General features: G+C 35.4%; 14 protein-coding genes. 2 read left to right on the top strand and 12 right to left on the bottom strand.

Annotated features, from left to right (window positions below; all coding sequences use genetic code 11):
* Positions 1-75 precede the first annotated feature (75 nt).
* Genes pyk through AC23MB_RS08680 form a run of 5 tightly spaced genes read right to left on the bottom strand, consistent with a single transcriptional unit; the run spans position 76 to position 4,259 of the window.
* A complete protein-coding gene (pyk, locus tag AC23MB_RS08700) occupies positions 76-1,521 on the bottom strand; it encodes a pyruvate kinase (RefSeq protein ID WP_312323360.1) in 1,446 nt (481 codons plus the stop codon).
* Complete coding sequence (locus tag AC23MB_RS08695; protein ID WP_312323359.1) at positions 1,514-1,984, bottom strand: IPExxxVDY family protein; 471 nt, start codon at positions 1,982-1,984, stop codon at positions 1,514-1,516. The genes pyk and AC23MB_RS08695 overlap by 8 nt, the downstream gene beginning before the upstream one ends.
* Positions 1,959-2,726: a ribonuclease III gene (rnc, locus tag AC23MB_RS08690; RefSeq protein WP_312323358.1), complete on the bottom strand. Its 768-nt coding sequence runs from the start codon at positions 2,724-2,726 to the stop codon at positions 1,959-1,961. The genes AC23MB_RS08695 and rnc overlap by 26 nt, the downstream gene beginning before the upstream one ends.
* A gap of 6 nt (positions 2,727-2,732) precedes the next feature.
* Complete coding sequence (fabF, locus tag AC23MB_RS08685) at positions 2,733-3,980, bottom strand: beta-ketoacyl-ACP synthase II (RefSeq protein ID WP_487787019.1); 1,248 nt, start codon at positions 3,978-3,980, stop codon at positions 2,733-2,735.
* A gap of 39 nt (positions 3,981-4,019) precedes the next feature.
* The gene (locus tag AC23MB_RS08680) at positions 4,020-4,259 is read right to left on the bottom strand and encodes an acyl carrier protein (protein ID WP_002976354.1); all 240 of its coding nucleotides are present in this window, start codon (positions 4,257-4,259) and stop codon (positions 4,020-4,022) included.
* 234 nt (positions 4,260-4,493) lie between these two features.
* Here AC23MB_RS08680 and folE point away from each other — a divergent pair, with 234 nt between their 5' ends.
* Complete coding sequence (folE, locus tag AC23MB_RS08675) at positions 4,494-5,159, top strand: GTP cyclohydrolase I FolE (RefSeq protein WP_487787018.1); 666 nt, start codon at positions 4,494-4,496, stop codon at positions 5,157-5,159.
* A 129-nt stretch (positions 5,160-5,288) separates the two neighbouring features.
* Complete coding sequence (gene cysS, locus AC23MB_RS08670) at positions 5,289-6,749, top strand: cysteine--tRNA ligase (RefSeq protein ID WP_487787017.1); 1,461 nt, start codon at positions 5,289-5,291, stop codon at positions 6,747-6,749.
* 76 nt (positions 6,750-6,825) lie between these two features.
* Here cysS and AC23MB_RS08665 read toward each other — a convergent pair whose 3' ends face one another.
* The 7 genes from AC23MB_RS08665 to AC23MB_RS08635 form a co-directional block, all read right to left on the bottom strand.
* Positions 6,826-8,115 (bottom strand): aldehyde dehydrogenase family protein, encoded by a 1,290-nt coding sequence (locus AC23MB_RS08665; RefSeq protein ID WP_487787016.1) that lies wholly within the window; start codon positions 8,113-8,115, stop codon positions 6,826-6,828.
* 84 nt (positions 8,116-8,199) lie between these two features.
* Positions 8,200-8,793, bottom strand: a complete 594-nt coding sequence (locus tag AC23MB_RS08660) for a hypothetical protein (protein ID WP_487787015.1) — start codon at positions 8,791-8,793, stop codon at positions 8,200-8,202.
* A gap of 34 nt (positions 8,794-8,827) precedes the next feature.
* Entirely contained in the window at positions 8,828-9,472 is a 645-nt protein-coding gene (locus AC23MB_RS08655) for an HD domain-containing protein (RefSeq protein WP_487787014.1), read from the bottom strand.
* A gap of 7 nt (positions 9,473-9,479) precedes the next feature.
* Positions 9,480-10,322, bottom strand: coding sequence for an alpha/beta hydrolase family protein (locus AC23MB_RS08650; RefSeq protein ID WP_487787013.1), 843 nt, complete (start codon positions 10,320-10,322; stop codon positions 9,480-9,482).
* Between the two features lie 9 nt (positions 10,323-10,331).
* Entirely contained in the window at positions 10,332-11,219 is an 888-nt protein-coding gene (locus AC23MB_RS08645; protein WP_487787012.1) for a PfkB family carbohydrate kinase, read from the bottom strand.
* A gap of 10 nt (positions 11,220-11,229) precedes the next feature.
* Complete coding sequence (locus AC23MB_RS08640) at positions 11,230-11,865, bottom strand: DUF4241 domain-containing protein (protein ID WP_409508502.1); 636 nt, start codon at positions 11,863-11,865, stop codon at positions 11,230-11,232.
* Positions 11,866-11,896: 31 nt separating this feature from the next.
* Entirely contained in the window at positions 11,897-14,515 is a 2,619-nt protein-coding gene (locus tag AC23MB_RS08635) for a valine--tRNA ligase (RefSeq protein ID WP_487787011.1), read from the bottom strand.
* Between the last annotated feature and the right edge of the window lie 100 nt (positions 14,516-14,615).

The raw sequence follows: 14,615 nt of genomic DNA, 5'->3' as shown, positions 1-14,615 counted from the left end.
ACCAAAAATAACTTTAACGCTGATTAACGCGCTTTAGGATATTTTAAGAAAAAAGCCCCAAAATTGGGGCTTTCATTATATTGTTGTTAGTCTTAACGTATTGGTTTTACCACCATAATGCACCGGCATCGCATTGAGATTGATGACAAAATCACCTTGCTCTACAAAACCATAATTATGCGCCAACATATTAACCTGAATTACCGTTTCGTCTGTAGACTTTTGCATATCATAGTAGAAAGCACGAACGCCCCAAAGTAAATTCAACATCGTGATAACGCGTCTATTTGAGCTAAAAACGATGATATGAGCATCTGGTCTGTGTGCTGAAATTTGGAATGCTGTATAACCTGATGATGTCAACGTAATAATCGCTTCTGCACCAGCATTTCTAACGATATCAACCGCCGAACGACAAACCATATCTGTTACGAAACGATCATCAACACAATTAATTTTTTCTTCCAAAGGAACATTTTGTTTTGCATAAAGATGCGTCGTTTCAGTTGTTTTAACAATCTTCGTCATGTTTTTAATAACATCAACTGGATATTTACCAACCGAAGTTTCTCCTGATAGCATTACCGCATCCGCGCCGTCCATAACAGAGTTAGCAACGTCGTTAACTTCTGCTCTTGTAGGCGTAAGACTTGTAATCATCGTTTCCATCATTTGCGTCGCAATAATAACAGGTTTTGAATACAATCTTGCTTTATGCACCAAATTCTTTTGAATAACAGGGACTTGCTCCATTGGTACTTCTACACCAAGATCTCCCCGAGCAACCATCAATCCATCACATTCAATAAGGATTTCGTCAATGTTTTTAACACCTTCTGGTTTTTCAATCTTAGCGATAATTGGTGTTTTAATATTGTTGGTCGGATGGTTTTCTATTAAAATTTTTAAATCTTTAATATCTTGTGCGTGACGAACAAAAGACAATGCAATCCAGTCAAATTCTAAATCCAACATAAAGTTAGCATCCTGAATATCTTTCTCTGTTAATGCAGGAAGAGAAACATTTGTGTTAGGAAGATTTACCCCTTTTTTAGAACTCAGAGGCCCACCTTGGATGGTTTTTGCTTTAACGGTATCTTTTTCATTAGTTTCGATAACTTCTAAAACCAACTTCCCATCGTCAATAAGGATTCTTTCTCCTACTTTTACATCCTGCGGAAATTTCTCATATGTCATATAGACTTTTGTAGAATCGCCTTCAACTTTTTCATTAGTAAAAGTCAAAACATCTCCAGGATTAAGGAAAGAACCTTCTTTAACAACACCAACACGAAGTTTTGGACCTTGCAAATCTCCAAGAATAGCTACCGAGTAACCATATTCTTGATTGATTTCGCGGATAATGTCGACATTACGTTTTACAAGATCGTAATCGGCATGTGAGAAATTTATTCTGAAAACATCAACACCCGCTTTTACCATTTGGATCATCGTTTCTTTGTCAGAAGACGCTGGGCCAAGGGTTGCGATGATTTTTGTCTTTTTTAAATTTTTATTCATAATATTGAATTATTTGATAGAGCTCTGTATCTGCAGACAACTCGAACTCTTGTATTGGAAAGAACAACTTTTCCGGCAGCAAAATTACTGAAAAATCCGCAAATGAATCCGACGATTTAACAATATAATCAACGTCATGATGATCATTTAATAAAAATTTTACATCTTCTTCATCTTGGAAAAGCTGACTTTGTTCCTTTTTAAATATTGTTGAGATGGACTTGTTAGAAATTAACTTCCAACAGTTTTTGTTAGATTTGTCATAAGCTTCATAACACTCAAAAAAATAATCATTATACACACCTTCGAAAACGATATCTTCGCTCCTTTTTAGGTTGAAAGTATTAAAATTATTTAAGTGAAAAAAAACTTCGAAATGCGGCAAATTACTAGCAATACGCATCAATCCAACATCGATGCATTCTTCTTCTTCAAAATCAAGAAATAGTTTTTTGCTTTTCAATAATTTGTTCTTTTTTATTTAACATGTAGAACGCACGCTGCGCTGCTTTTTCTTCGGCCTTCTTCTTTGATGTCTCCGATGCATTAGCAATTTTTTCGTCCTCTAGCCAAACATTACAACGGAATGCAATCTGCTTGCCAACTAGATGTTCTTCACAAGTTTCGTACTTAATAGAAAGTTTTTTCTTTTGGCTCCACTCTAGCAGAAGACCTTTGTAACTGATAATTTTGTTTTCGAGCTTGTTGATTTCTTCTGGTGGAAGTAGTTTTTCAAGAACAATTTTTTTACAAGCTTCGTACTCGACATCCAAAAATAATGCGCCAACAAAAGCTTCCAAAAGATTTCCTGCAATATTCTCACTCAATGTGACACTATTATCAGCAAAAATTAGTTTTGGTAAACCAAGTTCGTCACCCAGTTTATTAAGGTTTTTGCGGTTAACGATTTTGGATTTCATTTGCGTTAGAAAACCTTCATTAGCCTCTGGATACCTTTGAAATAAGTAACAAGAAATAATCGAACCCAATACAGAATCGCCCAAAAACTCCAATCTTTCGTAGTTTTTTTTCTCAGAATTTTTTCCAGAAACTTTTAATGAAAAAGCCTCTCGAAAGACTTCAAGATTGTTAACCTGGTAGCCGACAAGGTCAGATACCTCTTTTTGAAATTTAGAATCTCTTTGAGAAAGTCCGTTGGTTTTTCTTTTTATTAGGAATTTAGAAAGTAAATTCTTCAACTCCATAATAATTTAGATTTTTTTGAAAAGTACACAAGCGTTATGTCCACCGAATCCGAATGTATTGCTCATAGCAACATTCACTTCTTTATGAACTGCTTCGTTAAAAGTAAAGTCTAATCTCGCGTCGATCTTTTCATCATCTGTAAAGTGATTAATCGTCGGAGGAATAATCCCATGGATAATAGTACCAATAGTCGCAATAGCTTCGATAACACCAGCTGCACCTAAAAGGTGACCTGTCATCGACTTAGTAGAATTAAGATTAATATCATAAGCATGCTCGCCTAGTAATTTTGCAATTGCACTAGATTCTGCAATATCTCCTAACGGCGTAGATGTACCATGCATATTGATATGGTCCACATCGTCAGCAGTAAGTCCTGCATCTTCCAAACAATTTTTCATTACAAGATAAGCGCCCAATCCTTCAGGATGTGGAGCTGTCATGTGGTGTGCATCTGCACTAAGTCCACCTCCAGCTAATTCTGCATAAATCGTTGCGCCTCTCTTAACAGCGTGGTCATATTCTTCAAGAATGATACAACCAGCACCTTCACCTAGTACAAAACCATCTCTGTCTTTGTCAAAAGGTCTTGAAGCCGTTTTTGGATCATCATTTCTTGTAGAAAGCGCCATTAAAGCGTTAAATCCTCCCATACCACTTGCTGTAACAGCAGCTTCTGATCCACCACAAACGATAACATCAGCTTTACCCAATTGAATAAGCATTCTTGCATCGATAAGTGCATTAGCAGACGAAGCACAAGCCGAAACGGTTGTATAGTTAGGACCGTGGAATCCAAACTCGATAGAGATATTACCAGGTGTAATATCAGCAATCATTTTAGGAATAAAGAAAGGATTGAATCTAGGAATATTTTGAGAATTAGCCCAACCAACAACTTCTGTTTCAAAAGTTTCTAGTCCGCCAATACCCGAACCCCATATAACACCTACTCTATTTTTGTCAACAGAATCTTCGATAATACGGCTATGTGCAATCGCTTCGCGTGCTGCAACTTGACCGAATTGTGAGTTTCTGTCCATTTTTTTCGCCTCTTTTTTGTCAAAATGATCCAATGGATTAAAGCTTTTGACTTCGCAAGCGAACTTCGTTTTAAAATTAGTGGAATCAAAAAGAGTAATGGGAGCGGCTCCGCTCTCACCTTTTACAAGACTGTCCCAATATTCTTTTGCATTATTTCCTATCGGTGTAATGGCACCAAAACCTGTAACAACTACTCTTTTTAATTCCATATAATTTTTTATAATTTCTAATTAATTCGTTAGAAAATATTATTTGTTAACTACTTCCTCGATGTAAGCGATAGCGTGACCTACAGTAGTAATTTTTTCTGCTTGATCGTCTGGAATCTGAATGTTAAATTCTTTTTCGAATTCCATAATCAATTCTACAGTATCCAAAGAATCTGCTCCTAAATCGTTAGTGAAGCTAGCCTCTGGAGTCACTTCTGTTTCTTCAACGTCAAGCTTATCAGCGATGATAGCTTTTACTCTTGATGCAATGTCTGACATAGTATTTAATTTTAATTAATGTTAATTTGGTGCAAATATATAAAATTTCAATTCAAAATAATTAAATTTTGTAATTCCCTTTCCATAAAAACACAACGGAAAGATTATCAGTTAGTTTAATATTTGAAGTCTTTTATAATATTAAAGCTACAATAAAATTTTAATAAGCCGATGCTTTTAGTCACAAAAAGTATAATTTTTCCTAATTTTGCTTATTATAATTAGTTTTTAGAAATGACGGAACATTTTGATAATGACGATGACCTTTTCACAGGTAAAGAACATACACCACTTCGAGAAGATGCTTTTGCATTAAGTCCAGATGAGAAAATTGAAAAAATCCAAGGACTTTTTGGTGAAATAATGCAGACTTTGGGACTTGACATGACCGACGATTCTCTTAAAGATTCGCCAAAGCGTGTTGCCAAAATGTATGTTAACGAAATTTTCGGAGGTCTTCTTCCTGAGAACAAACCTGGTATTTCGACTTTTTCTAATAAATACAAGTATCGTCAAATGCTTGTTGAAAAAGACATTACAGTTTATTCTTTTTGCGAACATCATTTCTTACCGATTATTGGTCGAGCGCATGTCGCATACATCTCCAATGGTGAAGTGATTGGTCTTTCTAAAATTAATAGAATTGTAGATTATTACGCCAAAAGACCACAAGTACAAGAACGATTAACCATGCAAATTGTTGAGGCGCTTAAAATAGCTTTGGGTACTAAAGATGTTGCGTGTATCATCGATGCCAAACACCTTTGCGTTAATTGTCGTGGCATTAAAGACACGGCGAGTTCGACGATAACAGCAGAATTAAGCGGAATTTTTCGTACCAATCCAATCACACGTCAAGAGTTCTTACATTATGTAGGAAGCCATGCGAAACTAGATTAAATAAAAAAATGATAAAATTCAAAAAAGTATTAAGTAAAATTTTCATCACGACAATTATTTGTTGTTGATGAAATTTCATATTAAAAACAATTATTAATTTTTGAATTTAAAATCTTTTAAAACTAAACAATGCAACTTAAAATATATAACTCCTTAACTGGAGAAAAAGAAATTTTCGAACCGATTTTACCTGAAAATGTTGGGATGTATGTCTGCGGACCAACTGTCTACAGCAACGTACATTTAGGTAATGTTCGAACATTTTTATCTTTTGATTTCATCTACCGAAGTTTGATGTTTTTGGGTTACAAAGTTCGTTATGTTCGCAACATTACCGATGCCGGGCATTTGACGGACGATGGCGACATTAACAACGATAGATTCATCAAACAATCGCGTTTAGAAAAATTAGAACCAATGGAAATCGTACAAAAATACACTGTCGATTTTCATGATGTACTTAAAAAATTCAATCTTTTGCCACCGACAATTGAACCGACAGCAACTGGACATATTGTTGAACAAATAGAATTAACCAAAACCCTTATCGAAAAAGGATTTGCTTACGAAAGTAATGGTTCTGTTTATTTTGATGTTTTGGAATATAATAAACGAGGACTTAACTACGGCGAATTATCTCGTCGTAATATCGAAGAACTTTTCGCCAACACGCGTGACCTAGACGGGCAACATGAAAAGAAAAATCCACAAGATTTTGCGCTTTGGAAAAATGCTTCGCCACAACATATTATGAAGTGGATTTCGCCTTGGGGAGAAGGCTTCCCAGGTTGGCATCTCGAATGTACTGCAATGAGCACCAAATATCTTGGTAATCAATTTGACATCCACGGTGGCGGAATGGATCTTAAATTTCCGCATCACGAGTGTGAAATCGCACAAGGAAAAGCTTGCAATGGTGAAGAACCTGTGAAATATTGGATGCACGCCAATATGCTAACGATGAATGGTCAACGTATGTCAAAATCGACGGGTAACTACATTCTTCCGATGGAATTGATTACAGGAAATAACAATTTCTTTGAGAAAGCTTTCCATCCGAGTGTGTTGAGATTTTGCTTTATGCAAGCACATTACAGAAGTGTTTTAGACATCTCTAACGAGGCGATGTTGGCTAGCGAAAAAGGTTTTAATAGATTAATGGAAGCCGTAAAATCTTTGGATAATTTGGAAGCTTCAGCAACGTCGAGCATTAATGTTGAAGAACTGAAAACTAAAGTTGTAGAGGCTTTATTAGACGACTTTAACAGTCCAATTGTTATTGCTAATCTTTTCGAAATTGTTAAAACAATATTCGCTATTAAAGATAAAAAAGAAACGATTAACCAAGCGGATTTGGATACATTAAAGCAATTTGTTCATGATATTGTTTTCGAAGTTTTGGGCTTACAAAATGTTGAAGAAAATAATAGTGAAAAATTAGATCAAGCTTTAAAAGTTCTTATCGATCTAAGAAATCAAGCGAGAAAAGCAAAGAATTTTGATTTGTCAGATCAAATTCGAGATCAACTTTTGGAGCAAGGTATCGAGCTAAAAGATAGCAGAGACGGTACAAGTTACCAACTTTTATAAAAAGATTCGGCGCCCAAACTGGCGCCGAATTTATTTTAATCTTATTTTAAAAATATTTAATTCAGAAAAAGATTAATTAAATATTCCCAACAATAGTTTTTGTAATTGTAAATTCTTTAAGTGCAACCGTCGAAAGCTCTACACCGTAACCAGATTGTTTTGCGCCTCCAAACGGCAATCTAGCATCAGAACTTGTAGATTTGTTAATAGAAACTGTACCAGAATCTAAATTATCAATAAAGAATTGCGCACGTTTTTTATCTTTCGTCCAAATCGCATTTCCTAATCCAAACGGAATATCATTAGCCAAAGTCAGTAATTCTTCATCCGTTTCGCCAACCATCAACATTGCCAAAGGACCAAACAATTCCTCTTGAAGAATTGGATTTCCAGCTTTTACTTTGATGATTCCAGGTTTTAATTCTTGATCAGAAAGTCTTTCTAAAGGCAAGACAATTTCAGCTCCATTTGCAATGGCTTTATCATATTGCGCCAATAATTCGTCAGCCAAATCTTTTCTAGCCATTTTAGAAATACGCGTGTTTTTATCCATTGGATCGGCAGGAACATAGGTTTTATATTCCTCTACAAAAGCAGGAATAAACTCATTTTCCACAGATTTTTGAACTAAGAAACGTTTTGCAGCATTACAAACTTGACCTGTATTTTGAAGTTTTCCGCGAGGCGCTTCTTTGGCAGCTTTTAAAATTTCGGCATCGTCCAACACAATATAAGCATCGCTACCACCCAATTCTAAAACCGATCTTTTAATATTTTTACCAGCAATTGATGCCACTTCGCCACCCGCTTTTCCACTACCTGTCAAGCTTACACCTTGCACATAAGGACTTTCTAAAATCTCTTGAATCTCTTTATGTCCAATTTCAAAATTTTGAAATACTGCTTTAGGAAAACCTGCTTGCACAAACAATTCTTCGATTAATCGTCCGGTTCCAAAACAAATAGAAGCATGTTTAAGAACAACAACATTTCCTGCTAAAATTGCTGGAACCGCAAATCTCAACACTTGCCAGAAAGGAAAATTCCAAGGCATAACACCCAAAATAATCCCAAGTGGTGCATGATGAACTTCGGAAACATTAAATTCGGTTTCGATTTTTTCAGGTACAAAAACATTTTCGCAATTCGCGTAATAGTCGAGCATACCTGCAGTTTTATTGATTTCGGCAATCGATTGGGTAATCGGCTTGTGCATTTCTTTAGTAATGGTAACCGCATATTTGTCAACATCCGACCTCATCAATTCACCCATTTTTGAAAACAATTTTTGACGTTCTTCAAAACTTATTTTTCTCCAATTGAGAAAGGCTTGGTTACCTAATTCTAATTTTGCTTGTATATTCATAGTATAAAATTTCCGCACAAAATCTGTGCTAGAAAGTTTGATTTTAATAAAATTTAAATTTGTTTGTAATAGACAGAATCAGTTTTATTTTCGCCTAAAAAGCAAAACTGAATTAAGGAAAATTAGCAATAAATCTAGCGTTACCCAAATACTAATTTTCATGTTGTCATACTTCAAAATACCAACTTGATCCGAAGCAATACTTGACAATTTCTGACTTTGATTAATATAGTTGCGTACTTCTACAATCTGGTCACGATTGCCTTCTGCAACGGCATGTTGCGAAAAATAAGCTAGTCTCGACTTGTTAAGATAACCGACGATCCAAAACTCATTTGACTTTTGCATATTAAGATATTCTATGCGATAAAAATCTGGGCGAATTCTTCCAATATGTTTAGAAAGGTATTTTTCGTTGTTTTCATCTTTATCCGACACACGAACAACATAAAAATCCAACGGCTGCGGAAGATGGTTGATAACTTGTACCGCCATCGAATTTTCTAGAAATTGGCTTAGACTTTTTTCGACAAACCAATATGCAAAATAAGCAATACTCCCAACAACAATAACAAATCTAAGAATCTTGCTTACAACCGCAAACCGACCTTTTTTGTGCAAAGACAAAACTAAGGCAGCGCATAACGACAAGAAAATCAGAAATATTATTAAATACATATTGCAAAGATAAGAAAGCTTTTGAAACTAGAGCTTAGTCGACATTCCATTCTTTATAAAATTGATCCAAAAAGCTTAACATAAACTGGTGACGCTCTTTGGCAATTTCCTTTGCAGAATCGGTATTCAACAAATCTTTTAGCAATAACAATTTTTCGTAAAAATGATTAATGGTTGTCCCATTCGATTTTTTGTATTCTTCTTTTGACATTCCAACTTGCGGCGGAATATTAGGATCGTACATTAAGTTGTTTTTAAAACCTCCAAAATTAAATGTTCTCGCAATACCAATAGCTCCAATAGCGTCGATACGATCAGCATCTTGTACAATTTTTAGCTCGATCGGAAGATGTTCTGGCGCTTCATGTGTGTTTTTAAATGAAACATTATTGATGATAAAAACAACTTTTTCGATGCGGTCGCTTGGGAAATTTAAAGATTGTAAAAATTCGGTTGCCACTTTTGGCGCGAGAGTTTCATCGCCGTTATGGAATTTGGGATCGGCAATATCGTGTAACAAAGCGCCCAACTCAACCATTTCGGCATCACAAGTTTCGTTTTCGGAAATTTTTTTTGACAATTTCCAAACGCGTTCTATATGGTACCAATCGTGTCCAGCTTCTGCGCCTTGTAGTTTTTCTTTTACAAAATCTGTGGTTTTATCAATAATTTGACTCATTTTCTCTTTAATTAATTCGGTTGGAAATAATACTCCACAACTTTTGATTATAGCTTCTGAAAAAGTTGACATGTCCAATATTCCCGACTTCCGAATCTTTAACTTTTATTAAATGATATTCGGGTTGCAGTTTTGGATACGTACTTTTTAATAAAGATTCTACGCCTGTTTTGGTTAACCAAGCATCATCTTCGGCATAAAGAACGAAAACTTTTTTAGAAATATTTTTAGAAATATCAACTTTTGAATTCTCTAATAAATAATCGGTTGACTTTTGTTTTAAAATTAAATTGCGCCAATCATAACCAACGCCTGCTGGAAGACTCTCGCCCAATCCAAAGCGATGCGCGGGGAAATAACCGAATAATTTAGTTGACAAAGGCTGCATAATCCCAAAACCTAAATAAGCCGAAATTTTGGTTTTAAAATTGAGATGACCAACGTAGGCATTTTGCGTCGCTATAAAAAACAATTTTTCGAAAACGTCAGAATACGCATTCATTCCTAAGATTAAAGCGCCAACACTGTGACCTAGACTATATTTAGAAGAATCAGAATAATGCTTAATAACATATTCTGTCACTGCTTTGTAATCGAGGTTGCCCCAATCTCTCATTGTTGCAGAAAAACCTTTCATCTTCTTAGGTTTTGACAAACCTATTCCGCGGTAATCGTAAGTGATTACCGTTATTCCGTTCTGCGCGAGAAACTGTGCGAATCCAAAATACATTTGCTGCTTAACACCCGTTGCTGAATTAATAATCAAAATTTTTTTCTTATCAATTTCGGGCACAAATAAGGTTGCGGCTAACAGATATCCATCCTCAGCTTTTATTAATACTTCTTGCATTAGATGTGGCTATTTGATCTCCTTAAGATTAGGAAGACCTTTTTGAGAATCTAGTTGACTAGCCGCGCGAAGGGCAATTTTATTACCAAACTTCACACAATCTTCAATGTTATTTTGATGTAAAAGTGCAATTGCAAAACCAGAAGTAAAGGCATCGCCCATTCCCATTTTGTTGACCATTTGACTAGGATTTTCGCGGAAGTATTTCATTTCTGCGCCATCATAATAACTTGTAGAATTGGCATCATCACGCAAAAATAATTTATTAGGAAGACTCTTCATCATGCTTTCTACAGGCACATCGCCGAAGACGTTTTTAACATCATGATTTTTAGCAACGATAAAAGTCGCCGCCTCAACAACTTCTTGAGAAAGTTGCGCTGCTGGTGCGGCATAGACACCTAATTTTTTAGAATATTTCTTACACTTTTCTGCAACATAATTGATGGTTTCTGCCGGAATTTCCATTTGCATTAAAACCAAATCCGCATTTTGAATAAAACGATCTGCTTCGTCAATATAACGTTTTCCTAATTTGTAATTAGCTCCAGGAATAACAACAATCGCATTGCCTTCGGCAGAAGTCGTTACATAAGCCGTGCCCGTTGGCTCGTCGGTCTCATTGATAAATGCCACATTAACGCCCTCATCATTGAGGTTTCTAATAACTTGTTGTCCATAAGGATCCATCCCGACACAACTCACCAAATAGACATTAGCACCAAGTCTTGCCGTCGCTATTGCTTGGTTTGCGCCTTTTCCTCCAAGAAAACTTTTGGATTCGGATGCCAAAATAGTGTCATTAGCTTGCGGAATTTTGGAAGTTTCTAAAACAAAATCTATTGAAGAACTTCCAACAACAACTATCAAAGGATGTTTTTGTGTTACTTTTATCATGCTTTAACGTTTATTGAATTTCTATAAATTCAGTAATAAGTCTAACAGGTTGCTTATCTTTATTATATCCAATGTACGACGCGTAAAAACCTTCGCCATAACCGGCTTCGAAAGCTAAAAGATTATTAGGTTCTTCTGGATAAGGCTTCATCATTGCAAATTGATCGATTGCCCCATTGCTATCATAAAAATAACTATGGAAAAACTCTTCGTAAAGTCCCATAAAATCAGCACCTTTCTTTTGGAAAAGCTCTTGCTCATATTCATTAACTTTTTTCTGCGTGTCAAAATCCATCAATCCTGCCATTCCTGATTCTACTGGAAAACCAAAAATTTCTCCATTTTCTAAATCTTCTAGTTTTTGATCATCGCACAAAGCCATAACCCAAGTATTGACTTTGTCATCTGCAAAGACAATTTCCGAATATGCAATGCAATTACTACTCGCTTCTTTATGTATTATCACTGGAAAATCGCCTTTCGGAAATAATTGGTTGAAAGCTGTCTTATCTGGCGTAACCACTGGATCGCAAGCCACCAATCTTCCTGACGAAATATGTAAAAAACCCGCCTCAAAGCTTTCTAGAAGCGGATTTTCTACATGTGATTTTGAAAATAATTTCGTGATATTTTCTATATGATTCATTCTTGTGAAAGTAAAGAATAATTCTTAAGTATTATAATGTTTTTAATTTTTCTTCTAAAATTGCAATCTTATCCATCGCGTCGCGTTGTTTTTTAAGCTCGTTATCAACAACTTGTTGTGGCGCACCAGCCATGAATTTTTCGTTTGACAATTTCTTCTCAACAGAGATTAAGAAACCTTTTAAATATTTAATTTCTTCCTCCGTTTTTTCTTTTTCTTCGCCTAGATCTAAGTTCTCACTTAACGGGATTGCACATTCTGTTGCACCAACTAAGAAACTAAAACTTGGCTTATCCGTTTTTTGACTGAAATGAATTTCTCGCAAATTAGCCAATTTTAGAATGACAGCTTGATTAGCAAATTCAGACGAATTTGTAAAAATTTCAACTTCTTCTCTTGGCGAAATTCCTTTTGATTGTCTATAATTTCTAACACCAGAAATCACTTCTTTAGCAAAATCAAACTTAGAAATTAAAGCTTCATCAAAACCATCAACTTTTTTCTGTTGTGTAATAATCAATGCTTCATCTATACTTCTGTCGCTGATAATATGCCAAACTTCTTCTGATAAGAAAGGCATAAATGGATGCAACAACTTCATTAATTCTTCAAAACAAGTGATTGTTTTATCATAAACTTCCTGGCTAATTGCATCACCATAGTTTGGCTTAACCGCTTCTAGATACCATGAGCAGAAATCATCCCAAATCAACTTGTACAACACGTGAAGCGCATCCGAAATACGGAATTTTGAGAAATGATCTTCCATTTCTAAAATACTTTTCGCCAGTTGTTGCTCAAACCAATTAATTGCTTGCGTATCGGCATCGTTTGCCTTTATGTTAACATCTTTTGTCCAAGTTTGTGTAAGCTTAAATGCATTCCAAATTTTGGTAGCGAAATTACGTCCTTGCAACATCAAATCTTCGTCAAACAACAAATCGTTACCTGCCGCAGAACTTAATAAAATACCTACACGAACACCGTCTGCGCCATATTTATCAATTAATTCGATTGGATCTGGAGAATTTCCTAAAGATTTTGACATCTTTCGACGTTGCTTGTCACGTACAATTCCTGTGAAATAAACATTCTTAAACGGAATTTCCTTTCTATATTCTAGACCAGCCATTACCATTCTCGCAACCCAGAAGAAAATAATATCTGGACCAGTCACCAAATCCGAAGTTGGATAATAGTAATTAATGTCTTTATTATTTGGTTCTAAGATCCCTTCGAAAACAGAAATTGGCCACAACCACGACGAAAACCAAGTATCCAACGCATCTTCATCTTGTCGTAAATCTACAATTGTCAGTTGTTGGTTATTCGTTTTTTGTTTGGCTAAAACTAAGGCTTCTTCTATCGTCTCAGCGACAACAAAGTCATTTTCACCTGTTCCGTAATAGAAAGCTGGAATCTGTTGCCCCCACCAAAGCTGACGAGAAATATTCCAATCATGTACATTCTCCATCCAGTGACGATAAGTGTTTTTAAACTTTTCAGGATAAAACTTAACCTCATCCTCCATCACAACATCCAAAGCTGGCTTTGCTAATGATGCCATTTTCAAGAACCATTGTACCGAAATTTTAGGTTCGATAACAGCATCTGTTCTTTCTGAAGTTCCTACTTTATTAGTATAATCTTCCGCTTTTAATAAAAGACCTTTTTCATCAAGTTCTTTAACGATTTCTTTTCTAACAACAAATCTATTTTTGCCAGCATAATGTAATCCGTGATCATTAAGATTAGCATCATTATCCATAGAATCGATGATTGGCAAGTCGTGTTTTTTACCAATTTCGTAGTCGTTAAGATCGTGAGCTGGCGTAATCTTCAAAGCACCAGTCCCGAATTCGATATCAACATACTCATCTTCTATGATAGGAATTTCGCGATTAACGATTGGTACAATCAGTTTTTTCCCTTTTAAAGCATGGTAACGCTCATCATTAGGATTAACACAAACTGCAACGTCTCCAAAAATAGTTTCTGGACGGGTTGTAGCAACCGTCACGAAATCTTCTGAACCTTGGATTTTATATTTGAGATAAAATAATTTCCCTTGTTGTTCTTTAAAGATAACTTCCTCATCCGAGATGTTTGTTTTCGCCTCAGGATCCCAGTTGATCATTTTGTAACCTCTGTAGATTAAGCCTTTATTGTAAAGATCTACAAAAACTTTAATAACCGATTTTGACAAATTATCCTCCATTGTGAATCTTGTACGATCCCAATCACAAGAACATCCTAATTTTTTAAGCTGCTCCAAAATTGTCCCACCATATTGATGTGTCCAATCCCAAGCATGTTTTAAGAATTCTTCTCTTCCGATATCTGCTTTAGAGATCTCTTGCTCTTTTAGTTTAGCAACAACTTTAGCCTCGGTTGCGATAGAAGCATGATCTGTCCCTGGTACCCAGCACGCATTGAAACCTTGCATTCTTGCACGTCTCACCAACACATCCTGAATTGTATTGTTCAACATGTGTCCCATGTGAAGAATCCCCGTTACATTCGGTGGAGGAATTACAATTGTGTAAGGAGGTCTATCATCTGGTGTCGAATGAAAATATTTGTTATCTATCCAGTAGTTATACCATTTTTGTTCTGTCTCTTGAGGATTATATTTGTCTGCAATCTGCATTATTAATAATTTTTTGGCTTATTATTTGCAAAAATAAGATAAACAAAATTATTTATAGTTATATTTAAATTTATTTATAACTTTGATTCTTAGTATTTTC

The organism is Soonwooa sp. T0.1_25 (assembly GCF_057652215.1).
The sequence above is the reverse complement of the archived record's forward strand: the minus strand, read 5'-3'. Positions and strand labels throughout refer to the sequence as shown.